Here is a 22996-nt window from a genome sequence, read left to right as displayed (position 1 = left end):
CAGGCGGGGAGCGGGAACCGCGGCGGCACAATGGGACCGTGACGACGGAGGACCGGACCGCGTTCGGCGAGTACCTGCGCGGCAGGCGGGCGGCGATGCCCGCGCCCGAGCAGACCGGGCGGCCCAGGACCTCGCGCAGGCGGGTGCCGGGGCTGCGCAGGCAGGAGTTGGCGGACCTCGCGGGCATCTCCGTCGAGTACTGCACCCGCCTCGAACAGGGCCGCGCCACCCGCCCCTCCCGCGAGGTCCTCGCCGCCCTGGCGCGGGCCCTGCGGCTCACGACTCCCGCGCGGGACCACCTGTTCCGGCTCGCGGGCGAACCCGCCCCCGACCCCGGCTCACCGCACGAGGTCGTCCGCCCCGGCCTGCTGCGGGTGGTGCGCGCGCTGGGCGACTCGGCGCCCGTGACGGTGCACGACGGCCGCCTGGACCTGCTGGCCCACAACGACGCCGCCGCCGAACTCCTGCGCCCGGTGTCCGCCACCGGGCCGTTCGCGCGCAACCTCGCCTACCAGGCGTTCACCGCCGAGGGCCGGTCGGAGCTGCTCGACGCGGAGGGCGTCGCGCTGCTCGCCCGCGTGGCCGCCGGGGAGCTGCGCGCGGCGCTGAGCCGCTACCCCGGCGACGCCTACCTGGCGGCGCTGCACGCCGAGCTGACCGCGACCAGCGCGGACTTCCGGGCGCACTGGGCGCGGGCGGAGGTGGGCGACTGGCGGTCGGCGGTCAAGCGGATGCGCCACCCCGAGCTGGGGTGGCGGCACTTCGACCTGGAGCTGCTGCACGACCCCGAGCGCGACCACTGGGTCGTGCTCTACGCGCCCCGCGACGACGCGCCCTAGCCCTCCCCCGCCACGGGTCGACGCGCAGGCGGTCGATCAGGTCGAGCACGGCGGCGTGGAAGGTCTCCGGCTCCAGGTCCGGGTGCGCGAGCGCGGTGAGCACGAGGCCCCGCGGCGTCGCCGCCACCGCGAGCCCGGCGGTGCGCCCGCCGACGCACGGGGCCAGGTGCCCGGCCAGGTGCTCGTGGTAGGCGTGGAACACGGGCCGCAGCGCCAGCACGTGGTCCGCCGCCTGCCTCGGCAGCTCCTCCGGCGGCCCGGTCGCCGCCGTGGCGGTGAGCCGGTCGTCCACCACCTGGAGCGCCCGCTCGAACATCGACCGGCGCAGGTCCTCGATCGAGGCGAAGTCGGCGGGTCACCGACGCGAGCGAGGCGCGGGCGGTCAGGGCGCGTCCACCGGCCCACCCCACGTCCGGGCGTCCTCGCGCGGCGGGAGGCGCTGCGTGATCAGGTCGAACAGGTGCGTCAGCGGCTGCCCGACCTCGCGGCCGAACGCGGTCAGCCCGTAGGTCACCTGCGGCGGGGTGGTGGGCTCGACGCGCCGCCACACCAGGTCGTCCTCGACCAGCACGCGCAGGGTCTGCGAGAGCATCTTCTCGCTGACCCCCCGGATGCTGTCGCGCAGCTCGAAGAACCTGAGGTCGTTGCTCCGCAAGGAGATCAGCACCCAGATGCCCCACCGGCTGGTGACGTGGTCGACCATGTCCCGCGCCGGGCAGTCGGTGTGAAACACGTCATACCGGGCCCCGGAACCACCCTGCGCCAACTGCGAGCCTCCCGCCACGTCCTGAACTTACCCCGAGGTGCGTCCTTACCAAAAGTAAGTTCCGGCTCCTAGCGTCCCGTCTCTCACTGAAGAGCACGCTGTGACGAGGAGTTCTCCATGATCGTGGTGACCGGCGCGACCGGGAACATCGGAACCCCGCTGGTGCGGGCGCTCACCGGCGCGGGCAGGCGGGTGACGGCGGTGTCGCGCCACCAGGCGCAGGCGCCGGACGGGGCGGTGCACGCGGTGGCCGACCTCGCGGACCCGGCGAGCCTGGCCCCGCTGCTGGACGGGGCGGAGTCGCTGTTCCTGCTGCTGTCCGGCGACCTGCACGCCCTGGGCGCCAACCCCGTCGACCTGGTCGACCTGGCCGCGCGCAGCGGGGTGCGCAAGGTCGTGCTGCTCTCGACGCTGGGCGTGGTGACCAGGCCGTTCGGCAGGACCCGGATCGCGATGCGCGAGCTGGAGGACGCCCTGCGCGGCTCCGGTCTCGAGCAGGTGGTCCTGCGGCCGGGCGGGTTCGCCTCGAACGCCCTGTGGTGGGCCGAGTCCGTCCGGGCGCAGCGGCTCGTGGTCGCCCCGTTCGGCGACGTGGGCGTGCCGGTGATCGACCCGGCGGACATCGCCGAGGTCGCGGCGGCCTGCCTGCTGGACGAGACCTGGAACGGGTCGGCGCTGGAGCTGACCGGCCCCGAGGTGATCACGCCCCGGCAGCAGGCCCGGGCCGTCGCGGACGCGCTGGGCGAGCCGGTGCGCTTCCACGAGCTGAGCCGCGCCGAGGCGAAGGAGGCCATGTCCCGGTCGATGCCGGGCGAGCTGGCCGACGACACCCTGGACATCCTCGGCTCCCCCAACGAGGCGGAGCTGCGGGTGAGCCCGGACGTGGAGCGCGTGCTGTCGCGGGCGCCGCGCGCGTTCGCCGAGTGGGCGGCGCGCAACGCCGCGGCGTTCCGCTGATCCCGGCGCGGGCCGGTGGGTGGCCGAAGGCGCGCCCACCGGCCCGCGCGCGCCCGCGACGCGGGCCGCGACCGTAGAGTGGCCGGGTCGGGCGCCCGCCGGTGGTCGGGCGGGCGGAGAGGAGCGGGGCTTGTCGGACAGCCGGGAGCAGGCCGATTCCAGCAGGCCGGTCACCATCTCCTCCATCGCCGCCAGCGCGGGCGTGTCGGCGCCCACCGTCTCCAAGGTCCTCAACGGCCGCTCGGGCGTCTCGGCGGGCACCAGGGCCCGCGTCGAGGCCCTGATCGACGAGCACGGCTACCGCAAGTCCAGCGCGACCGGGCGCGGCGCGGTCGTGGACCTGGTGTTCGACGAGCCCGCCGACATGTGGGGCGTGGAGATCATCCGGGGTGTGCAGCGGGTCGCGCGCAGGCACGGGGTCGGGCTGGTGCTGTCCGAGTTCGGCCCGAGGGGCAGTTCGGTGCGCTGCTGGGTCGACGACGCGCTGGACCGCCGTCCCGCCTGCGTGGTCACCGTCGCGCAGCTCTCCGCCGAGGAGCGGGACCGGCTGCGCGCCAGGGGAATCCCGTTCGTGGTGTTCGACCCGACCGGCGAGCTGCCCGACGACGTGCCGTTCGTCGGCGCGACCAACTGGTCCGGCGGGCGCGCGGCCACCCGGCACCTGACCGGGCTCGGCCACCGCAGGATCGGCGTGCTCACCGGCCAGGACGACCTGCTGTTCTGCCGCGCCCGCCTGGACGGCCACCGCTCCGCCCTGGAGGACGCGGGCATCGCCGCCGACCCCGCGCTCGTCGCGCGCGCCCCGCTGACCAGGGACGGCGGGTTCGCCGCCACCCGAGCCCTGCTGGCCCTGCCCGAACCGCCGACCGCGCTGTTCGCCTGCAACGACCTGCAGGCCCTGGGCGCCTACCGGGCCGCCCGCGAGGCGGGGTTGCGCGTGCCGGAGGACCTGAGCGTGGTGGGCTTCGACGACCTGCCCGTGGGCGACCTGGTCGACCCGCCGCTGACCACCGTGCGCCAGCCCCTCGCGGAGATGGCGGCAGCGGCGGCGGAGCTGGCGCTCGCCCTGGGCCGGGGCGAGCGCCCGCCGCAGCTGGGCGTGGAACTGGCGACCACCCTGACCGTCCGCCGCAGCACGGCCCCGCCGCGCGCGTGAGCGGGCGAGCCGCTGCGGGTGGTGGACCACGGCCGGGGTGCTCGCCGCTCGCACCGCCGGGAGGGCGTCGTCCCACCCGGTATCAGATCCGTCGTGTCCCGCCCGCGCTCACGACGGCGGGGCTGTGAAACGCCAGATCACCGTTGTGCGCGCCCGCGTTGCGGTGGACCACCGGCTCGAAGGTCGCCGTGCCCTCGTCCCAGAGGCTGTGCCGGTCCGCGGTGTTCCAGCCGCAGCCGACCGGTTCCGGCGGGGCCCTGGTGTTGGCCTCGTCGAACAGCCCGGTGTGCTCGCGGGTGCGCAGGGCGCCGTCCAGCCGGCGGGCGGCGATGTCCTGGTCGCCGTCGCCGGTGACGTCGGCCACCGCGCCCACCGGCGATCGGGCGGGCGCGAGCCGAGAGGGCTCAGCGCCCGTCCTCCTCAGCGCCCGTCCTCAGCGCCCGGCGTCCCGCAGCGCCTTGTCGTAGAACTCCCGCAGCCGGTCACCGCCCGCCTTGCGCCACCGCTCGCCCAGACCGTCCACTTCGGACAACCCGGCCCGCCCGCGCAGGATGTCCGCCGTCCGGTCGGCGAACTCCTTGGCCAGGGTGGCGAACTCCGGCGGCTCCTCCACCCGCAGCCCGAACGCCAGCGGCTTGGTCCGGTGGCCCCACTCCCGCGCGTACCAGGCGTGCTGGGCGCGCACCAGGTCCGGGTGGTCGGTGGTCGTGATCGCCTCCGGCGGGCCCGCCGCGAAGCCGTAGGTCAGCGTGATCTCCTTCTGCCCCAGCGGGGTCAGCGCCGGGTTGCCCCGCTCGTCCCGCCTGCTGCGCACGCCCTCCACCCCGTACCGCAGCAGCCGGTGCTCCTCGGCGCCGATCGGCGCGGCGGCGAAGTCGCACAGCCGCAGCAGTTCGCGCACGCGGTCGTCCGGCACGTCCTCGCGCACGAACGCGACCATCGCCGTCGGCGCGGCCACCGGGTAGGTCGGCTCGCCGCCGTCGTGCGCGAACAGCGGCAGCGCGGTCATCCGGAAGCCGGGGTCGGCGGGCCGCTGCTGCGCGACCTGCTCGGCCCACGCGCCCATCCCGCCCTGGTTCACGACCATCCGCCTGGACGCGAACAGCTCGTTGCCGCGGTTCCAGTTGCCCGCCACGATGTCCGGGTGCACGCACCCGGCGTCGTACAGGGACCGGGTGAACCGCACCGCCTCGGCGTACCAGGGCGCTTCGAGCTGGTTGAGCAGCGTGCCCGAGTCGTCGCGCACCCAGTCGCCCCGGCCGCCGAAGGCCCGCACGAGCGAGCGGAACACGTCGCCGAGCGCCCACCGGTTGTTCGCCGGGTCGTTGAGCTGCTTGGCCATCGCCGCGAACTCCTCGGCGCTGCGCGGCGGCTCCACCCCGAGCTGCTCGAACACGTCGTCCCGGTAGAACAGCACCTCGGGGAAGAGCTGGCCGGGGTAGGGCACGCCGTGCAGGCGCCCGTTGCGCACGCACGCGTGCCACGAGTCGGTGGGGATGTTGGCGAGCATCGGGTAGTCGGCCACCTGCCGCGCCGCCATGAGGGCGGCGAGCTTGGCCTGGTAGTCGGCGCCGGACACGGTCTCGAACTTCACCGCGCCGCCCAGGCGCTCGTTGACCGCGTCGTAGTAGGAGTTCTGCCCCAGGCCCGGTGCGGGCGGCCAGAACGACGGGGTCATCGCGGTGACGTCGGCGCTGAGCACCGGCCCACGCACGGCCCGCACGGGGGCGGCCGGGTAGGACAGGTAGCCGGGCACCGAGCCGTTCACGCCGGGCAGGTCGGGCTTGGCGAACTCCACCGGACGGTGTGCGGGCAGCAGCGCCGCGAGCGCGTCGCCGCCGAGCGCGGAACCGCCGCGCGGGACCGGGGCCTGGCACCCGACCAGCGCGGCGCCGCCCGCGGCGGCGAGGAGGCCCAAGAACGCCCTGCGGTCCACAGCCACGTCGGGGTTTCCCCTCATCGGGTCGGGTCGACGGGTTCGTGCTCGAACCGGTCGAAGTGGACGGCGCCGCCGGTGGCGCGCAGGCCGACGACCCGGCCGGTGAAGCCGCCCGCGACCTCGGTGGACAGGTAGCGGCCGTCCAGCGCGGCGAGTTCGGTGACCGCGCCGTCGGGGTGGACGACGCGCAGGGCAACGGTGTCGGGGCCGGTGCGGGCGTCGGCGAGGCGCCGGGTCTCGGTGATCTCGATCTCCAGGACGGCCTCGCCGGGGTCGACCTCGGCGCTGCCCAGCTCGGAGCGGAGCGGGCCGACGTGCGCTCGGGCGGTCGCGCGGCCCCTGGACACCTCGATCCCGTAGTGGTGCCGGTCGTCCAGGCGCACCACCAGGCCGCCGCTGCCCTCGGTGGCGTCGACGACGACGCGGGTCCGGCACGAGCGGTGCTGCTGGCGGATGCCGACGAACTCGCCCTCGGGAGTGGTCTCGGCGGTGGCGCGCAGGGTCAGCCAGCCGGGGCGGGCGGTGGTGGTGCAGCGCTGCGGGGTGCGCTCGCGGAGCGAGATCCAGCGCGGGTGCAGCCGCGGGCCGTCGAAGTGGTCCAGGACCGGCTCGGCCCACGGCTCGGTGGGGCCCGCGACCGGCTCGCCGACGACCGGCCAGCCGTCGACCCAGGTCACCGGGGCCAGGAACGTCTCCCGGCCCAGCACGTGCCAGCCCGGCGTGCCCCCGCCCGGTCGCACGCCGAGGAAGACCAGCCACCACGTTCCGTCCACGGCCTGCACGAGGTCGCCGTGCCCGGTGTTCTGCACCGGGTCGTCGGTGCCCCGGCGGGTGAGGACCGGGTTGTCCGGGTTGGGGGTGAACGGTCCGTTCACCGAATCGCCCCTGGCGATGGACACGGCGTGCCCGCGTTCGGTGCCGCCTTCGGCGATCAGCAGGTACCAGTGCTCACCGATCTTGTAGAGGTGCGGCGCCTCGGGGGCCTTGGCTCCGGGGCTGCCCGACCAGATCCGCGTCTGCTCGCCGAGCGCGCGCCCGGTGGTGGGGTCGATGCGCACCTGGGTCACCCCGGCGCAGGTGCACCAGCAGTTCCCGTCCTCGTCCCACACCAGGTCCGGGTCGATGCCGTGCACACCCGGCAGCGGGATCGGGTCGGACCACGGGCCCGCCGGGTCCTCGGCGTGGAAGAGCAGGTTCCCGCCGCCGGAGACGTTCGTGACGATCAGCCAGAACTTCCCGCCGTGGTGCCGCAGCGTCGGCGCGTACAGCCCACCGGACGGGGCGGCCTCCGCGAGCCGCAACTGCTCCGGCCGGTCCAGCGCGTTGCCGATCAACGTCCAGGTCAGCAGATCACGGCTGCGGAAGACCGGGATGCCGGGGAAGTACTCGAAGCTGGAGCAGACCAGGTAGTAGTCCTCGCCCACCCGGCACACGCTCGGATCGGGGTGGAAACCAGGGATGATCGGGGCGCTCATCTCACCGTCTTCGGTCGGGCCTCATCGGTGCGGAAAATTTCGGGAACCGCTCGGGAAAGTTTCCGCCACGCGGACCGTACCCACGGCTGCGGTGCAGGTCAACGGGGCTTCCGCATTCGACTCGCGTTCGACAAGAGAATTCGACGGCGAGCCGGGAAAATGCTGTTCACATCGTCGAAAAGCAGGTCCGCCGTTGACGCTTTTCCGACCCGCTGCGCAGCATCCGACACCGAAACTCCCCACGTTCGCGTGAAAGAAACTTTCCTGCGCACCAACGCCGATCAGGGCCGTCTCGACGCGTTCCTGGCGGGCTACGAGTTGTCGCGGGACACCACCATCGCGGCGACCGCGGAACCGCGTTTCTCCACGGGCGTCCCGTGGCCGGTCGACGTGATCAGCCACGACCCGCCGGTCCAGTCCGCCGCCACGGGGAACCGGATCACCCTGAAGCCGGAGTTCTTCGCCGGGGCGGCGGACGGGGTGGTCACCCTGGTGTGCCACTTCTGGAGCGGCGAGCGCACCACGTACCGGTCACCAAGGCGGGTGATCAGGTCACCGGGAGCCCGTGAGCCGCGCGGCCGGGACGGGCGCGAGCCGTTCGTCCCACCCGTCCCCCGACACCGGGAACCCCACGCCGGTCAGCTGCTCCGAGACGTCCCACAGCCGCCGCTGGACGTCCAGGTCGTGGGACTGCGGGCTGGACCGCACCACCTTCGGGTGTCCCTTGATCTCACCCAGCCCGCCGGGCCCGTAGTACTGCCCGCCCAGCACCGCCGGGTCGGTGGCCGCGCGCAGGGTCGGCAGCGCGCCCATCGGCGCGGGCTGGGTGAGCACCGGCGCGAGCCAGCCGATCGGCACGCGGAACGCGGCCGGGGTGTTGCGGGCCAGTTCGGTGTTGGACACGCCGGGGTGCGCCGCGACCGCAATGGTGGTGCCGTGCGCGGCGAGCCGTCGTTGCAGCTCGTACGTGAACATCAGGTTCGCGAGCTTGGACTGGCCGTACGCGCCCGCCCTGCTGTACCCGCGCTCCCAGTGCAGGTCGTCGAAGTGGATCGCCGCCTGGATGCGGTGCCCGGTGCTGCTGACCGTCACCACCCTGGAGCCGGGCACCGGCAGGAGGTTCTCCAGCAGCAGGCCGGTGAGCGCGAAGTGGCCCAGGTGGTTGGTGCCGAACTGGAGCTCGAAGCCGTCGCGGGTGGTGAGCTTGGGGGTGTACATCACGCCCGCGTTGTTGATCAGCAGGTCGAGGCGCGGGTGGGCGGCGCGCAGAGCGGCGGCGGCCTCGCGGACCGAGTCCAGCGACGTCAGGTCCAGCTCCTGCACCAGGACCTCGCCCGCGATCCGCTCGGCGGCCTGCTTGCCCTTCTCGACGTCGCGGACGGCCAGCACCACCGTCGCGCCCCGCTCCGCCAGGACCCGCGCGGTCTCGAAGCCGAGTCCGGTGTTCGCGCCGGTCACCACCGCGACCCGGCCGCTCTGGTCGGGGACGTTCCGCTCGGTCCAGTTCTCGCTCATCGTGCGCTCCTCTTAAAGTACCGCCGGTCTGTTACAGGACGGAACAGTAAGAGACCGGCGGTCTCATGTCAAGAGACCGCCGGTTCGTTGTAAGCTCCCCCGGTGACGTTCCAACGGGCCCGGAGCGCGGAGCAGCGGGAGATCCGCCGCCGCGCGATCCTGGACACGGCGGCGGCGATGCTCGACGAGATGCCGGTCGCCGAGCTGAGCCTCAACGAGCTCAGCCGCCGCATCGGACTGGCCAAGTCCAACGTGCTGCGCTACTTCGAGACCCGCGAGGCCGTGCTGCTGGAGCTGCTCAACCGCTTCCTGCGGGAGTGGCTGGCCGCGATCACCGAGGAGCTGGGCGACGTCGACCCGAGCCGTCCGGCCGAGGAGCGGGCCGCCCGCCTGTCCGAGGTGCTGAGCCGCTCGCTGGCCGACCGGCCGGTGCTCTGCGACCTGTTCGGCGCGCAGGGCAGCGTCCTGGAGCAGAACGTCTCGGCCGAGGTCATCGCCCGCCACAAGCACGCCTCGCTGGCCACCCTGGTCGACGCGACCGCCCTGGTGCGCGGCCACGTCCCGGAGCTGGGCGAGGCCGCGCAGGCGTACTGCCTCCAGGTCCTGGTGCTGGCGGGCGCCCTGTCGGCGTACGTGCCGCCGCCCGCGAGCCTGCTGGCCGCCTACCGCGCCGACCCGTCCATCCCGGTGCTGCACGTGCACAGCAGCCCGGAGACGACCACCCTGCACGACCTGCTGCGCGGCGCGGTCGCGATGACCACGACGGGGGCGCTGCCCCGGACCTGAGCTACAGCTCGTGCCCGGTGGTCACGTCGACGTGGCCGGGCAGCGGGTCGTGGCGGTCGCCGACGGTGAGGGTGCCGGTGAGCTCGAACAGCAGGATCGTCGCCCCCCGCTCGGAGAACGGCTTGTGCTCGGCGCCGCGCGGCACGACGAACACCAAGCCCTGCGGGAGGGTGACGACGCGCTCCGGGTCGCGCAGGGCGATGTCCAGCTGTCCGGACAGGACGAGGAAGAACTCGTCGGTGTTGTCGTGGCGGTGCCACACGTGCTCGCCCCGGACCTTGGCGACGCGGACGTCGTGGTCGTTGACGCGCGTGACGATCCGGGGGCTCCACAGGGCGTCGAAGGTGGCGAGTGCGTCGGCCAGTGCGATCTCGGTGCTCATGCCCGTCAGCGTGCGCGCTGCGGGCGGCGGGTGGTGAGTGCTAGAAATCGCACATGTCGCAAGGATCCTCTCAGGGCGCGCACCGGGTGGTGGTGCTCGTGGACGAGGGCTCGAACCCGTTCGAGCTGGGCGTGGCCGCCGAGCTGTTCGGCCTGCGCCGCCCGGAGCTGGACCGGCCCTGGTACGGGTTCGCGCTGTGCGCCGCCGAGCCGGTGACCCGGATGCACGCCGGGATGTTCGCCCTGACCGACGTGCCCGGCCCCGAGGCCGCCGACCGCGCCGACACCCTGATCGTGCCGAACCGCCCCGACCCCGAGGTGCCGCCGTCACCGGCGGTCGTGGACGTGGTCCGCCGCGCCGCCGCCCGCGGCGCGCGCCTGGTGAGCTTCTGCACCGGCGCTTTCACCCTGGCGGCGGCGGGCGTGCTCGACGGCCGCCCCGCCACCACCCACTGGCGCTGGACGGACCTGTTCACCGCCCGCCACCCGCGCGTGCTGCTGCGGCCGGACGTGCTGTTCGTGGACGACGGGGACGTGCTGACCTCGGCGGGCAGCGCGGCGGCGCTGGACCTGGGGCTGCACCTGATCCGCCGGGACCACGGGGCGGAGGTGGCGAACGCGGTCAGCCGCAGGCTGGTGTTCGCCGCGCACCGGGAGGGCGGGCAGCGCCAGTTCGTGCCGCGGCCGGTGCCGGTCGTGCCGGACGTGTCGCTGGCGCCGCTGCTGGACTGGGCGCGGGAGCGGGTGGACCGGCCGCTGGGGGTGGGGGACCTGGCGGCGCGCGCGGCGGTGAGCCCGGCGACGCTGCACCGGAGGTTCCGCGACGAACTGGGCACGACGCCGCTGGCCTGGTTGACGCGGGAGCGGGTGGCGCTGGCCTGCCGGTTGCTGGAGGCGGGCGAGCGGCGGTTGGACGCGGTGGCGGCGGGGAGCGGGTTGGGGACGACGAGCAACCTGCGGGCGCAGGTGCGGCGGCACACCGGGTTGTCGCCGGACGCTTATCGGCGGAAGTTCACGACGGCGGGGGTGGAACGGGCCGGTGGGACGGGGTGATGGCGAGGGTGGCGCTGCGCGCGGTCCGGTGCGTGCCGGGCGGGAAGACGGCAGGCGGTTCTTCGCGGTCCGGGGGGCGGGGTGGTCCCTGGCCGGTCTTCGCCCTGGCCGGTGCGCGCCTGGTCGACTTCGGGGCCGACAGCGTCGAGGTGGGGAGCGCCCGGTTCGACCGGGTCGCCTCCAGCGGCGACGCCCGGTTCACCGAGGCCGTGCCACCGACCGCGCCGGGTTCGCCGTTCCGGTCGGGGCCGGGGACGTGCTGGCGCCTGGCGCCCCGGATCTGCGGCGCGCCGGTGGAGCACGGCGCCCCACGGGTGGTCACGGCACCGAGAGCACCACGCTGAAGTCCCGCACCGCCCCCGCGTCCTCCCCCACCGGCTCCCCGTCGACCGCGATCCAGGCGTGCGCGGCGAACGGCTGGGTGACCACGCCGGTGCGCCACTGCGGCCACGTGCCGCGCAGCCTGCACAGCAGCGCCGCCGCGATGGAGCGCTGCAAGCACCTCGGCCCGGCGCACGCGATGCTCACCGACACCACCGCCGTGCGCGCCCGCAGGGCCTGGGCGGTGGTCGCGGGGCGGGCGCCGCGGCTGGCGAGCAGCAGCGCGCGGCGCAGGCGGTGCGGGGGCAGCCCGGTCAACGCCCTCGCCGCCGCGACCGCCAGGAGCGCGGCGGGGCGCTGCCGCCACGGCAGGCGGTCCGCCGACTCCAGGGTCATGCGCAGGCCGCTCATCGCGCGGTCACCCCCGCGTCGCGCAGCGCGGACACCAGGGCGTCCACATCGGACCGCACCGCGCCCGCCGCGTCGGGGAAGCGGGCGCCGAGGTCGGCCGCCGCCGTGTCCGGGGTGCCGCCGTCCAGCAGGTGGCGCAGCACGAGCGCGCCGGTGCCGTTGACCATCCAGTAGCGGCCGGTGCGGCCGTCGAGCAGGACCAGGCCGTGCGGGGTCGTGGTGACGGTGACGTGCGGGGCCAGTGCGAAGGTCATCGTGCCTCCTCGGCGGGGAGCGCGGCGGGGTCCAGCGCCCTGAGCCACAGCTCGCAGGCGAGCGTCGGGTCGAACGGCATGAGCGGGCGGGCGTCGGCGTGCGCGGCGCGCAGGACGTGGCGCAGCGGCGCCGGGTCGATCAGGCCGCGCGCGGCCAGCCGGGAGTCCTCGAACAGCGCCAGCAGCTCGTCCCTGCGCCCGCGCAGTCCCGCGTACAGCTCGGCGCTGGCGTCGTTCTTGGTCTGGCGGCGCAGCACGTCGGCCGGGACCAGGCCGCGCATTGCCGTGCCGAGCACGGGTTTGAAGCGGTGGTGGTCGATCCGGTCGGCGAACCGCAGCGACAGCACCGCCTCCAGCACCCGGTCGTCGGTGAACGGCGCCTCGAAGGTCACGCCGGACGCCGAGGCGATGGCGGAGTTGCGGCGCACCGCCCTGCCGTTGACGGCGGTGATCCGGAGCATCTCGTGCTGCGCCGGGATCGGCGAGAGCGGTTCGGGGGCCGACGCCGCGGCCTCGCGCAGGGCACGCCGGACGGTCGCGGCGGCGTCCCGGCTGGTCCACGGCGGCAGCAGCGGCTCGACCTCCCACGCGGGCGCGCCGAACGCGGTCGGCGGGCGGCCGAGGCGGTCGGCCTGGTCGGCCAGCCAGCGCGGGTAGGGGCGGTGGAAGGCGAGCACGCCCGCCGTGGCCGCCAGCGACCAGCGCCGGTGGGCGCGCAGGGCGCGGGCGTGCCGCACGGCCGCCAGGGGCCGCTGCCGCGCCAGGGCGTGCAGGGCCATCGTGCCCGCGTGGAACAGCTCGTCGCCGCCGATGCCCTGCAGGTGCCTGCGGGACCCGAGCGCGGCGACCGCGCCTGCCAGGTGCTCGTTGGTGGCCCGGCCCCTGGCGAACACCAGGGGTCCCTGGCGGTCGTGGCGGACCCGCTCCAGCGGCGCGAACCAGTCCGGCGCGCGGCCCGCCGGGACGACGACGTGGTGCGCCTGCCCCAGCGCGGTCGCGGCGCGGGCGGCCTGCTCGCGGTCGTCGGAGAAGCGGCCCAGCGCCTCGTAGTGGACGGTGACCAGGTCGGCCGGCCCGCGCGCGGCCAGGAAGCACAGGGTGGTCGAGTCCAGGCCGCCGGACAGGTCGGCGCTGACCGTGCCGCCCTGCCGGGTGCGGGCGGCGACCGCGTCGAGCAGCGCGTCGCGGACCGCGCCACCGTCGCCGAGCGGCGCGGTGGGCTCGGGCGGGGTCCACCAGCGGCGGGTGCGGCAGGCGCCGTCCCGGTCGACCTCCAGGCACTCCCCCGTCCTCGGGACGCGCACGCCGCGCCACGCGGTGCGCTCGCCCAGCGGCCAGGGCGGGCCGAACGGCGCGAGCAGCTCCAGCGCGAGCTGCTCCTCGTCGACCTGGGCGCCGATCAGGTCGGCGAGCAGGTCCGGTCGGTCGGAGGCGAGGGTCGCGCCGCGGACGGTGGCGTGGCAGACCTGGCGGGCGGTGGACAGGGTGCCCTGGGCGCGCACCCGGCCGTCGATCGAGGCGAGGGCGTGGAAGCTGCCCGCGATCGCGCGGAGCAGCGGGTCCAGGTCGGCGGTGGAGCGCACCGCGCGCAGCCCGCGGGTCAGCTCGGCCGGGGTGGTGAGCGCGGGTCCCAGGAGCACCAGGCGGTTCGGGCCGTGCTCGGCCGCGGTGATGTCGTCGTCGTGCCAGTCGCCGACGAGCCACGGCCTGCCCGAGTGGTGCCTGATCTCCTTCGGGCCCACCCCACCCGCCGGCCCCGGTGGGAGCGCGCGGTCCGGGAGCACCAGGAAGGTCATCGTGGATCTCCGCCCGTCAGCAGGGGAACGCGCCCGCGACCGGTCCTGCGCGGCGCCGGTCGCGGGCGCGTCGTCGACTCCTCAGCGGTCCTTCCCCGGTCGGGGGATCAGAACCACCAGGCGCCCCAGGGGCCGTCCAGCCAGTAGCCCCGGTTGGTGAGCTGGGTCAGTTCGGCGAAATCGCCGATCTCGACCAGGCAGGGGGCCTCGTACACCTCGACCGCGTTCTCCATGCTGTCCTCCGGGCACTTCGTGGATGAACCGCGCGGCGACCGGGAGAACCGGCCGCCGGAACCATCCTCACCGCCCGGACCGGCCGCCGTATTGGACGAAATCGCCATTCCCGCCGCGCGGCGCCGCACCGCCTCGGGTGTCGATCCGGTGAGCAGGCGGCACTCGCGGGTGAAGTGGGCCTGGTCGTAGAAGTCGCACTCGGCCGCGACGCGCGAGCCCGGCAGGCCCGCGGCGAGCAGGCGCAGCGCCCGGTGCAGGCGCAGGACCCTGGCGGCGGTCTTGAGGGGGACGCCGAGCTCGGCGGTGAAGCGGCGCGAGAGCTGGCGGTGGCTCCAGCCGGACGAGGCGGCGACCTGCGAGATCAGCGCGGCGCCGTGGACCTGGCTGAGGGCGTGCCAGGTCTGCCTGACCGGGGCGGGGACCGGGGTCGCGCGCTCCCAGAGGCGCAGCAGGGCCGCGTCCAGGGCGTGCAGGCGGGTAGGCCGGTCCGGTGCGGTGGACGCGCTGCGCAGCGGTTCGGCCAGGGCGGCGGCGTGGAGGCGGGCGCCGCGCGAGCCGAGGACGGCGGCGGGATCGGCGTGCCCGGTGAGCGCGGCGACGGCCCAGGGGTGCACCAGGGCGTCGATCCTGGCGCAGTCGCGGCAGGCGGGGTCGGGGTCGGCGGTGAAGCGCGCCAGGGGTGGTTCGCACACGACGTGCGCGGGTGGCGGGAATCGTGTTCCGGTGGGTTCGGGAAAGTGGAAGGACAGGGTGGCGGTGGCGTCCGGGGGTTCGCGTCCGTCGGCTCCGGTGCGGTAGCGGATCACCGCTTCCCGCAATCCGCCGCGCGGGCGCGGGGTGGTGAAAGGCGCGTCGGCGGTGGCTGTCACGAAAACCCCCCAGGTTTCGGACTCGTCGGGGGAACGTAGCAATCGCGTTCGGCAGCGGGTATCAGCCGAACGGTTCACGTGGTGGCGGAATGATTTTCGTGTTTTTGCCGGGGCATTGGTGAGCGGTGGTGGTTCGGGCTGTTCGCCCGCGGGGCGCGGGGGTCGGCGCTAGCCTGCGGCGAATGGACTCCCCCGCGGCCGAGCCCCGCGCCCCGCGCCCCGTCGAGCAGTACTTGCGGGAGCTCCCCCGCAAGCGGATCGCCGCCGGGGTGGTGCTGCGCGACGGGGCGGGGCGGGTGCTGCTGCTCCAGACCAGCTACAAGGCGAACTGGGAGGTGCCCGGCGGGGTCGTGGAGGAGGGCGAGTCGCCGTGGGCCGCGGCGGTGCGCGAGCTGCGGGAGGAGGTGGGGCTGTCCAGGCCGCTCGGGCGGTTGCTGGTGGTGGACCACGTGGCCGAGCACCCGCACGAGGGGGTGGTGCGGCCGGAGGGGGTGGCGATGCTCTTCGACGGCGGGCTGATCACGGCGGAGCGGGTGGCGGGGCTGGTGTTCGGGGACGGGGAGATCGTCGCGGCCAGGTTGTGCCCGCTCGACGAGGCCGGGCCGCTGCTGCGGCCGATGCTGGCCGCCCGGTTGGGCGCGGCGCTGGAGGCGGTGGCCGAGGGGGTGGTGGCGCTGTGCGAGCAGGGGCGGCGCGTGGGGTGACGCCCCCGCTCGCGGGAGCCGGTCAGCCGGTGGTGCGGCGCGTTCCCGCCGCGAGGTAGAGGCTGTCGTGGACGCCGTCGGCGCAGCGCAGGCCTTCCAGGTCGCGGCGGGTCTTGGCGACCTGTCCGTCGGCGCGGACACCGGCCGCGCCCAGCAGCGGCACCAGTTCGGCGACCACCTCCACGGCCGTGTCCACGCCGTGCGCCTTCGTCGCCGCGCCCCACGACTCGGCGTCCGGGTCGCCGCCCTCGGCCAGGAGCGCGGCGTTCGCGGTGGCCAGCAGCGCGGAGCACAGCCTGGCGTGGGCGCGGCCGAGGGCGTGCAGCGCGGTGTCGCGCAGTCGGGGCACCTCGCCTCGGGCTCGGCGGTCCACCAGGTGCGCGGCGGTGGTGTCGAGCACCGCCGCCGCGGCCCCCAGCGCGGTGGCGGTGACCAGAGGGCGGTAGGCGGCGAAGTGGGCGCGCAGCAGGGACGTCCCGTCGCCATCGAGGAGTTGGGCGGGGCGCAGCGGCACCCGGTCCAGCTCCAGCACGCCCCACGACCAGCCGGCCAACCCGGCCGGTGGCAGCGGGAGCCTGCGCAGGCCCGGTTCGGCCGCGTCGACGGCGGCGACGCGCAGGCGCCCGTCCGGGACGCGGAGCAGGACCGCGAACACCCGCGCCTCGGTCAGCCTGCTGATCCACGTCTTGCGCCCGCTGACCAGCCAGGTCCCCGCCGGACCCGGCCGCGCGACGGTGCGGGTGCCCACCCTGGCCCCGGTGTCGAACACCGGTGGTCGCAGCTCCGGTTCCCGCTCGGGGTGGCGCCAGGTCAGCGTCTTGTCGTTGATCGTGCGCACCCCCGCGCCCAGGAACACCCGGTCGGCCAGCACGCACTCGCCGGTCAGGTGCGAGCCGGGCGAGCAGCGCACACCCGATCCGATGCGGGTTCCCCGCTCGACGGTCAGGGCGTGGCCGAGCTGGGTGCCCGCGCCCACCCGGACCCCGGTGCGCAGCAGGGTGTGGTGCCCCACCACGGTTTCCGCCCCGACCCGCACGCCCGCGTAGGCGATGGCGCCCGCGCGCAGCACGGCCCCGGCGTCCAGCAGCGCGTTCCCGCCGGTCCCGGTCCGCTCGCGCCCGAAGGCGCAGCCGAGCTCGGGACGGCCCAGCACCGCGCGCTCCTCCACCCGCGCGCCCGCGCCGATCACGGCGCCGCCGTGCACCACGGCGAACGGCCCGACGCGCGCCCCGGCGTGCAGCACCACCGGCCTGGCGACGCCCAGCTCGTCGCAGGGCACGAACACCGCGAACCGGCTGATCTCCACGCCCCGGTCGGCGTGCAGCAGCCCGAGCCGCTCCAGCTCGGCGGCGATGCGCTCACGTCCCGGAGCGGTGGGCGCGTGGTCGTCGATCTTCATCCTGGCCTCCCGTCGCGGCACGGGTCGGTGAGGTGGCCGCGAGGACCCCGGCACACCGGCCGGGGCAGTGGAACGACCAGAGGGCTTGCACGCTGCGGCAGGGTTTTGCACAACACGCACAACGGCAGTCCGGACCCGGAAGACCGGGGCTAGGGTCGGATCGCGGGCCTGAGCGAGGAGAGCGCGGGCGATGCCGGACTGGCTGACCGACCAGGTGCGAACCGCCGTCGAGAGCGGCGACGCGGGCTCGATCGTGCGCGCGGTCCGCACGGCCCGGCGGTGGAGCCTGGAGCAGCTGGCCGGACGCTGCGCCTACTCGATGTCCAGCCTGTCCCGGATGGAGCGCGGGCTCCAGCCCCTGCGGGACGTCGAGCAGTTGAGGCGCATCGCCGCGGTACTCCAGGTGCCACCTGACCTGTTCGGGGTAATCGACACGGACCGCTTACCGGTGCGCACCCCGCCGAGCCCCGCTAGGGTCGGCCGGGTCCTGGCCGCGCCGGAGGAAGACGGGCCCATGCGTCGACGCACCGTGCTGACCGGTCTCGTGGGCTTGGCGGGCGCGCTCGGCGAACCTCGGGCGGCGGGAGCCGTCGCGGACCCGGTCGGGGCGTTGCGCGCGAGCGTGCTGGACCCGTTCCCGGCCACCGGTCGGCCGGTCGGGCTGGACGCGCTGCGGCGGGCGCTGACCGCCGCGCACGCGCTGTTCGACCGGGCCGAGCACCTCGAACTGGCCGCCGGGATGCCCGCCCTGCTGGCCACCGCGACAGCCACCAAGGACGCTTCCGGCGGAGCCGGCGCCACGCAGGCGGTTGACCTGCTCTCCCGCGCCCACGTGCTGGCCAGCGAGCTGGGCATCAAGCTGAACGAGGCCCAGGTGGCCTGGACCGGCGCCGAGCGGGCGCGCCGGGAGGCCGCCGAGTCCGAGGACCCGCTGGTCGTGGCCCGCGCGCACCGGGCGTGGGCGATCGCGCTTCGGCACAGCGGGCACCACGAGCCGGCGCGCAAGTGCGTTCTCGACACCGCCGACGCGCTCGGCCGCGAGCTGGCCAGCGGCGGGGCCCGCCTGCTGGCCCCGTACGGGAAGCTGCTGTCCACGGCCGCGTACACCGCCGCCGTGGGCGGTGACCGGGACCAGGCGCTCGCGCTGATCGCCGAGGCCACCGCCGTCGCACCGGACCCCGTCGACGTGCGGCTCTACGAGATCAGCGTCCGGTGCGCCCTGGGCGACTACGGCACCGCCGTGGACCTGGCCCGCAGGCTCGATCCCAACCGCGTCACGCCGGTCGAGCGCCGCGCCCGCTACTGGACCGACGTGGCCCGGGCGCTGCACGGCCGGGGCAGGCACGCCGACAGCTACCGGGCCCTGCGCGCGGCCGAACTCCTCGCGCCCGCCGAGGTGCGCTACCGCAAGTCGGTCCGGGCGGTGACCGAGGGGCTGCTGCGGCAGCGCTCCGGTGACCACCTGCCGGGGCTCAGGGCGCTCGCGGCCCGCGCGGGCGTCACCGGCTGACGCGCCGGGTCGCCCGCGCGGGCCAGCCGGTCAGGCGAACAGCTCGCCCAGCAGCTCCGGGCCGATCTCGATCGGGGCCGGGCGGTACGACGGGGGCTCGCCCAGGCCCAGTTCGCGGACCAGGAAGTCCCAGCAGCGGGTTCGGACGTAGGACAGGTGGTCGATGAAGGCGTGCTCCGCGCCCGGCACGATCAGCAGGTCGAAGTGCTTGTTCGCGGCCACCAGGGCGTCCGCCAGGCGCAGGGTGTGGGTGGGGTGGACCCGGTCGTCCAGCTCGCCGTGGACGAGGAGGAGCTTGCCCTGCAAGCGGTCCGCCAGGGCGGTGTTGGAGGTTCGGGCCCAGGCCTCGGGGTTGTCGGCGCCGTCGTAGGCCTCGATGAAGTCGGCGCTGAACGTGGTCGCGTCGTGGTAGCCGGACAGGGACACGCCCACCCGGTAGAGGTCGGGGTGGTCGAGCACGGCCCGGACCGAGGCGTAGCCGCCGCCTGAGTGGCCGAAGGCGGCCACGCGGGTCAGGTCGAGCCAGGGGCGGGTCTCGGCGAGCTGGCGCAGGGCCGCGGCGTGGTCGGCCAGGTTGCCGCCGTCCGCGAGGCGGCCGTAGGAGGCGTCGTGGAACGCCTTGTCGCGGCCGGGCGTGCCCCGGCCGTCCAGGGCGAGCACGACGAGGCCCAGTGCCGCCAACGGGTCCGCGTCCAGGCCCATGCCACCGGGGTCGAAGCACGGGTCGACCCTGGTGACCTGCGGGCCGGGGTAGATCGTGTCCACCACCGGGTAGCTGCGGGACGGGTCGAAGTCGTGCGGGAGGTGGAGGGTGCCGTAGAGGTCGGTGACGCCGTCCGCGGCCTTGACGCGGAAGCGCTGGGGCGGGGTCCAGCCGGTGGCGGTCAGGGCGTCCGCGCAAGCGCGTTCCAGTTCCAGCAGGACCTCTCCGGACCAGTCGCGGACCACGGTCACCGGCGGGGTGTCCACAGTGGACATCGAGTCCAGGTAGAAGTCCGCCGCCGGGGTGACGGCGTGGTCGAAGGCGTCGTCGGTGAGCGGGGTGAACCCGGTGCCGTCCAGGCGGACGCTGCACGTGGTGCGCCGGTACGGGTCCTCCGGGACCAGGCCGGAGGCGGTGAAGTGCACGACGCCGTCGGCCACGCGGAGGATCCGCCGCACCGCCCACTCCCCCGACGTCACCTGCCCGAGCAGCTCGCCGGTGCGCAGGTCGTGGCGGTAGAGGTGGCCCCAGCCGTCGCGCTGCGAGTACCACAGGACCTCGTCCGCCAGCACCCGCACGATCGGCGGCTCGTACGCCCACTGGTTCGGCTCGACGCGGGTGGGGCCGGACTCGCTGAGCACGGTGGTGACCTCGCCGGTGGCCGGGTCCATCCGGTGCAGGGACAGGGTTCTGCGGTCGCGCGGCTGGCTCAGGTAGTAGACCGACGCGCCGTCCTCGGACCACCACGCCCACCCGGCCGCGACCGGGGAGAGCATGGCCGTCCGGAGCGGTTCGCCCTGGGAGCGGACCACCTCGCCCGTCTCGACGTGCAGGACCACCAGCTCGCACAGCGGCAGGTGCTCGTCGCCCGCGTGCGGGTAGCGCTGGGGGTGGGTGCGCGGGGCCGCGCCGCCCGGCGGGGCGGACTCGACCAGGATCTCCCGGCGCACCAGGCGCTCGTCGGTGCGGTGGGTGAGGACCCTGGTGGAGTCCGGGGACCAGGCCGCGGCGGGAGGCAGGTGGGGCAGGCCGATCTTGCGGAGCAGGGTGGCGTTGCCCAGGGCCTGGGGGCTGGTGCCATAGGCGTGGTCCGGGGCGCCGTCGGTGGTGAGCGGGCGCTCGGCGCCGTCGGGCAGGGCGCGGGTCCAGAGGTCGTCGCCCCGCCTGGAGATCGCGTGCCTGCCGTCCGGGGACGGCACCTCCAGGGGCGCGATCGGCGGCGGGGGTTGCTGTGCGGCCAGGAGGTCGGCCAGGGCCTGCTCGGTCAGGTCGGTGCGGGCGCCCGCCGCCGGGTCGGCCAGGGTGTGGCGCTTGCCGTCGGGGGTGTCGACCGAGTACCAGAAGCGGGCGCCGCCGTCGATCCACTGCGGACGGACCTTGTCGCCGACGACGAGCTCACCGGGGCGGGCCGGGCGGCGGAGGAGGAGTTCGGCGGTGCGGTAGTTCCCGGTGAGGTCCACGGTGGGTTCTCCTTGTCGGGTGGGGGGGATCAGAGGCTGGCGGCGGCGATGTCGCCGTGGGAGGTGGTGGCGCGGATCGCCAGGTCGGCGGCGCCGGTGGTGTTGCGCAGGGAGTTGCTGACGCGGCCGTGGGCGGTGCCCGCGTCCAGCGAGGCGCTCACGCCGGTCGCCGCGTGGACCGAGACGTCGCCGGACCCGGTGGTGAGCACGACCTCGCCGCGCACGGCCTCGGCGACGCGGATGTCGCCCTTGCCGGTGGTGATCTCGGCGGGACCGGTCAGGCGGGTGACGGTGACGTCGCCGGACTGCGTGGTCAGGCGCAGGGACCCGGCCTCGTCCAGCTCGACCGAGCCGTGGGCGCACTCGACGGCGACCTCGCCGAACCGGCCGACGCCGCGCAGGTCGGCGCTGGCGGTCCTGGCCTGGACGCGGGAGCCCTCGGGGAGCTCGACGACGACCTCGACGAAGCCGGTGGCGCCGAGGAGGCGGTTCCCGGCGGGGGCGGACCCGACGCGCAGGACGCCGTCGCGGTAGTCGACCTCGGTGCGCTCGGCGGCGGCCACGTCGCGGCGCTTGGCGGGGTTGGCGGGGCGGACCCGGACGGTGGTGTCGGCGCGGTCGGCGGCGATCAGCCGGACGGTGCCCGCGGGGATGTCGAGGACGGTGGTGACGGGGGTGGTGGTGGCGAACTTCCGCATGGTTCCCAGCTCCTGCGCTCGTTGTTTCTGACATCGCAAACGCTACGTTGCGTTCACTGATTCAGCAATGAGCTTGTTGCATTGCTGGAGAGTTTTAGCAGTTCAATGGCCTAGTTTCATTGCAATGGGTTTGAAGATCAACGCAACACCGCGCGAGTTGCGTTGCAATGAGGTGAGGGTGAAAGCTAAGCTGCGGACCCCAACGGGAGCGCAGAGGAGAACCAAGGTGCCCGGAGGCAGGCTCACCCCGCAGGAACGCCAGCAGATCGCGCTGGGACTGGCCGACGACCTCCCGTACGCGGAGATAGCCCGAAGGCTGGACCGCCCCACCTCCACCATCACCCGCGAGGTGACGCGCAACGGCGGACCGGTCGCCTACCGGGCCGACCTCGCGCACCACGCCACCGAGCAGCGCGCCCACCGGCGCAGGCGGGCCGCGCCGCGCGGGCGGCAGGCGCTCCCCCAGGCGCACGGGCGGGACGCGCGGGCGGTCGACGAGTTCGAGGAGTCGCTGGCGGCGCTGTTCGCGCAGCAGGGGTTGCCGAAGATGACCGCGGGCGTGCTGGCGTGCCTGTACGCCACCGACACCGGCTCGGTCACCGCCGCGGACCTGGTGCGGCGCCTGCGGGTGAGCCCGGCGTCGGTGTCGAAGGCGGTGGCGTTCCTGGAGTCGCAGGGGCTGATCCGCCGCGAGCGCGACGCGGGCCGCCGCGAGCGGTACGTCGTGGACCCGGACGTCTGGTACCAGTCGATGATCTCCAGCGCCCGCTCCAGCGCGGACATGGCGGTGATGTTCCGCTCGGGGGCCGCCGTGCTCACCCCCGGCACGCCCGCGGCGGTGCGGCTGGAGAACATGGCGCGGTACGTGGACTTCGTCGCCGAGAGCCTGGCCGCCGCCGCCGAGCAGGCCCGCGCGATCCTGCACGGCGGACCGGACTCGGCGCAGGGGCCGGAAGTGTCAGGGGGCGCGGCTACCGTCGCGCCATGACCGATCTGCCCGGAATCCAGCGGCGCGAACTGGCCGCGCTCGTCGACGACCTGGCCGCGCTCGCGCCCGAGCGGTGGCGCGCGGCCACGCTGTGCCCGGAGTGGGACGTGGAGCAGGTCGTGGCGCACCTGGGCGCGGCGGCCACGACCACCCTGCCGCGCTGGGTGCTCAGCATGGTCGGCGCCCGGTTCGACGCGGACCTGCACAACCGGCGCCGCCTCGCCGACTTCCGGGGCGCGGACCCGGCGGAGACGCTGGAGCGGTTCCGGGCGGTCGGACCGATCGCGCTGCCGACGCGCTCCTCCCCCGCCGGGCTGGGCGAGCTGCTGGTGCACGCCGAGGACGTCCGCAGACCGCTGGGGCTGCGGCGCGCCCCCGACGCCGAGGGGCTGCTCGCGGTCGCGGAGTTCTTCGCCGCCAAGGACTTCGCGGTCAACAGCAAGACCCTGGTGCGGGGGCTGGCGCTGCGGGCGGACGACGCGGACTTCCGCAGCGGGGAGGGGCCCGAGGTGCGGGGGCCGCTGCTGTCGCTGGTCATGGTGATGGCCGGTCGCCGCGCGCACCTGGCCGACCTGACCGGGAACGGGGTCGCCGAGCTGGACGGGCGGCTGGCCCCGGCCTGAGCGCGGCCTGCCTGAGCGCGGCCTGCCTGAACGCGGCCGGGCCGGGCGCGGCCGGACCGGGCGCGGGAATTGTGGGTGGTTCCCGCGCCGGGACCTGCTACGGTGGCCGCGATGACCATCCGCACGAACGAATCGGAGGTCTCTTTCGCTCAAGGTGAG

General features: G+C 75.2%; 24 protein-coding genes. 9 read left to right on the top strand and 15 right to left on the bottom strand.

The window, feature by feature from the left end; genetic code table 11:
- Positions 1-38 precede the first annotated feature (38 nt).
- Complete coding sequence (locus tag CNX65_RS16760) at positions 39-839, top strand: MmyB family transcriptional regulator (protein WP_096494159.1); 801 nt, start codon at positions 39-41, stop codon at positions 837-839.
- A 382-nt stretch (positions 840-1221) separates the two neighbouring features.
- On the opposite strand, the gene CNX65_RS16755 is transcribed toward CNX65_RS16760, so the two are convergent.
- Complete coding sequence (locus tag CNX65_RS16755; RefSeq protein WP_177154604.1) at positions 1222-1623, bottom strand: winged helix-turn-helix transcriptional regulator; 402 nt, start codon at positions 1621-1623, stop codon at positions 1222-1224.
- Positions 1624-1722: 99 nt separating this feature from the next.
- Between CNX65_RS16755 and CNX65_RS16750 the strand changes: the two genes are divergently transcribed.
- Together CNX65_RS16750 and CNX65_RS16745 are read left to right on the top strand one after the other, a co-directional pair.
- Positions 1723-2562 (top strand): SDR family oxidoreductase, encoded by an 840-nt coding sequence (locus tag CNX65_RS16750; RefSeq protein WP_096494155.1) that lies wholly within the window; start codon positions 1723-1725, stop codon positions 2560-2562.
- Positions 2563-2692: 130 nt separating this feature from the next.
- Positions 2693-3718 (top strand): LacI family DNA-binding transcriptional regulator, encoded by a 1026-nt coding sequence (locus CNX65_RS16745; RefSeq protein WP_096494153.1) that lies wholly within the window; start codon positions 2693-2695, stop codon positions 3716-3718.
- Positions 3719-3800: 82 nt separating this feature from the next.
- Here CNX65_RS16745 and CNX65_RS16740 read toward each other — a convergent pair whose 3' ends face one another.
- The 5 genes from CNX65_RS16740 to CNX65_RS16720 form a co-directional block, all read right to left on the bottom strand.
- The gene (locus CNX65_RS16740; protein WP_157767687.1) at positions 3801-4082 is read right to left on the bottom strand and encodes a hypothetical protein; all 282 of its coding nucleotides are present in this window, start codon (positions 4080-4082) and stop codon (positions 3801-3803) included.
- 69 nt (positions 4083-4151) lie between these two features.
- The gene (locus tag CNX65_RS16735; RefSeq protein ID WP_096494149.1) at positions 4152-5660 is read right to left on the bottom strand and encodes an extracellular solute-binding protein; all 1509 of its coding nucleotides are present in this window, start codon (positions 5658-5660) and stop codon (positions 4152-4154) included.
- 14 nt (positions 5661-5674) lie between these two features.
- The gene (locus CNX65_RS16730) at positions 5675-7132 is read right to left on the bottom strand and encodes a glycoside hydrolase family 43 protein (RefSeq protein ID WP_096494147.1); all 1458 of its coding nucleotides are present in this window, start codon (positions 7130-7132) and stop codon (positions 5675-5677) included.
- Between the two features lie 311 nt (positions 7133-7443).
- Positions 7444-7656: a hypothetical protein gene (locus tag CNX65_RS16725; protein WP_096494145.1), complete on the bottom strand. Its 213-nt coding sequence runs from the start codon at positions 7654-7656 to the stop codon at positions 7444-7446.
- Between the two features lie 28 nt (positions 7657-7684).
- Complete coding sequence (locus tag CNX65_RS16720) at positions 7685-8647, bottom strand: SDR family NAD(P)-dependent oxidoreductase (RefSeq protein WP_198320485.1); 963 nt, start codon at positions 8645-8647, stop codon at positions 7685-7687.
- 102 nt (positions 8648-8749) lie between these two features.
- On the opposite strand from CNX65_RS16720, the gene CNX65_RS16715 reads away from it, so the two are divergent.
- Entirely contained in the window at positions 8750-9433 is a 684-nt protein-coding gene (locus CNX65_RS16715) for a TetR family transcriptional regulator (RefSeq protein ID WP_096494143.1), read from the top strand.
- Between the two features lies 1 nt (position 9434).
- On the opposite strand, the gene CNX65_RS16710 is transcribed toward CNX65_RS16715, so the two are convergent.
- Positions 9435-9815, bottom strand: coding sequence for a cupin domain-containing protein (locus CNX65_RS16710; protein WP_096494141.1), 381 nt, complete (start codon positions 9813-9815; stop codon positions 9435-9437).
- A gap of 53 nt (positions 9816-9868) precedes the next feature.
- Here CNX65_RS16710 and CNX65_RS16705 point away from each other — a divergent pair, with 53 nt between their 5' ends.
- On the top strand, positions 9869-10867 hold the full coding sequence (locus tag CNX65_RS16705) for a helix-turn-helix domain-containing protein (protein WP_096494139.1): 999 nt from the start codon (positions 9869-9871) through the stop codon (positions 10865-10867).
- On the opposite strand, the gene CNX65_RS16700 is transcribed toward CNX65_RS16705, so the two are convergent.
- From CNX65_RS16700 to CNX65_RS16680, 5 genes are all read right to left on the bottom strand, one after another.
- The gene (locus CNX65_RS16700) at positions 10827-11189 is read right to left on the bottom strand and encodes a hypothetical protein (RefSeq protein WP_096494138.1); all 363 of its coding nucleotides are present in this window, start codon (positions 11187-11189) and stop codon (positions 10827-10829) included. The genes CNX65_RS16705 and CNX65_RS16700 overlap by 41 nt on opposite strands.
- Positions 11186-11599 (bottom strand): lasso peptide biosynthesis B2 protein, encoded by a 414-nt coding sequence (locus CNX65_RS16695; protein ID WP_232519870.1) that lies wholly within the window; start codon positions 11597-11599, stop codon positions 11186-11188. The genes CNX65_RS16700 and CNX65_RS16695 overlap by 4 nt, the downstream gene beginning before the upstream one ends.
- Positions 11596-11853, bottom strand: coding sequence for a lasso peptide biosynthesis PqqD family chaperone (locus CNX65_RS16690; RefSeq protein ID WP_096494136.1), 258 nt, complete (start codon positions 11851-11853; stop codon positions 11596-11598). The genes CNX65_RS16695 and CNX65_RS16690 overlap by 4 nt, the downstream gene beginning before the upstream one ends.
- The gene (locus CNX65_RS16685; protein ID WP_096494134.1) at positions 11850-13649 is read right to left on the bottom strand and encodes an asparagine synthase-related protein; all 1800 of its coding nucleotides are present in this window, start codon (positions 13647-13649) and stop codon (positions 11850-11852) included. Before CNX65_RS16685 ends, CNX65_RS16690 begins: the two co-directional genes overlap by 4 nt.
- 107 nt (positions 13650-13756) lie before the next feature.
- Positions 13757-14752, bottom strand: coding sequence for a helix-turn-helix domain-containing protein (locus CNX65_RS16680; RefSeq protein ID WP_157767686.1), 996 nt, complete (start codon positions 14750-14752; stop codon positions 13757-13759).
- Between the two features lie 182 nt (positions 14753-14934).
- On the opposite strand from CNX65_RS16680, the gene CNX65_RS16675 reads away from it, so the two are divergent.
- Positions 14935-15456, top strand: a complete 522-nt coding sequence (locus CNX65_RS16675; RefSeq protein ID WP_096494130.1) for an NUDIX domain-containing protein — start codon at positions 14935-14937, stop codon at positions 15454-15456.
- A gap of 22 nt (positions 15457-15478) precedes the next feature.
- Here CNX65_RS16675 and CNX65_RS16670 read toward each other — a convergent pair whose 3' ends face one another.
- Positions 15479-16855, bottom strand: coding sequence for an acyl-CoA dehydrogenase family protein (locus CNX65_RS16670; RefSeq protein ID WP_096494128.1), 1377 nt, complete (start codon positions 16853-16855; stop codon positions 15479-15481).
- 190 nt (positions 16856-17045) lie between these two features.
- Here CNX65_RS16670 and CNX65_RS16665 point away from each other — a divergent pair, with 190 nt between their 5' ends.
- Positions 17046-18365 (top strand): helix-turn-helix domain-containing protein, encoded by a 1320-nt coding sequence (locus tag CNX65_RS16665; RefSeq protein WP_096494126.1) that lies wholly within the window; start codon positions 17046-17048, stop codon positions 18363-18365.
- Between the two features lie 30 nt (positions 18366-18395).
- On the opposite strand, the gene CNX65_RS16660 is transcribed toward CNX65_RS16665, so the two are convergent.
- Both CNX65_RS16660 and CNX65_RS16655 read right to left on the bottom strand, forming a co-directional pair.
- On the bottom strand, positions 18396-20528 hold the full coding sequence (locus CNX65_RS16660) for a S9 family peptidase (RefSeq protein WP_096494124.1): 2133 nt from the start codon (positions 20526-20528) through the stop codon (positions 18396-18398).
- Positions 20529-20557: 29 nt separating this feature from the next.
- Positions 20558-21226, bottom strand: coding sequence for a DUF4097 family beta strand repeat-containing protein (locus CNX65_RS16655; RefSeq protein ID WP_096494122.1), 669 nt, complete (start codon positions 21224-21226; stop codon positions 20558-20560).
- A 226-nt stretch (positions 21227-21452) separates the two neighbouring features.
- Here CNX65_RS16655 and CNX65_RS16650 point away from each other — a divergent pair, with 226 nt between their 5' ends.
- Both CNX65_RS16650 and CNX65_RS16645 read left to right on the top strand, forming a co-directional pair.
- Positions 21453-22214, top strand: coding sequence for a GbsR/MarR family transcriptional regulator (locus tag CNX65_RS16650; protein ID WP_096494120.1), 762 nt, complete (start codon positions 21453-21455; stop codon positions 22212-22214).
- Entirely contained in the window at positions 22211-22837 is a 627-nt protein-coding gene (locus CNX65_RS16645) for a maleylpyruvate isomerase family mycothiol-dependent enzyme (protein WP_096494118.1), read from the top strand. Before CNX65_RS16650 ends, CNX65_RS16645 begins: the two co-directional genes overlap by 4 nt.
- The last annotated feature ends 159 nt before the right edge of the window (positions 22838-22996 follow it).

Origin of the sequence: Actinosynnema pretiosum (assembly GCF_002354875.1) — a bacterium.
GTDB classification, from domain to species: domain Bacteria; phylum Actinomycetota; class Actinomycetes; order Mycobacteriales; family Pseudonocardiaceae; genus Actinosynnema; species Actinosynnema auranticum.
The sequence above is the reverse complement of the archived record's forward strand: the minus strand, read 5'-3'. Positions and strand labels throughout refer to the sequence as shown.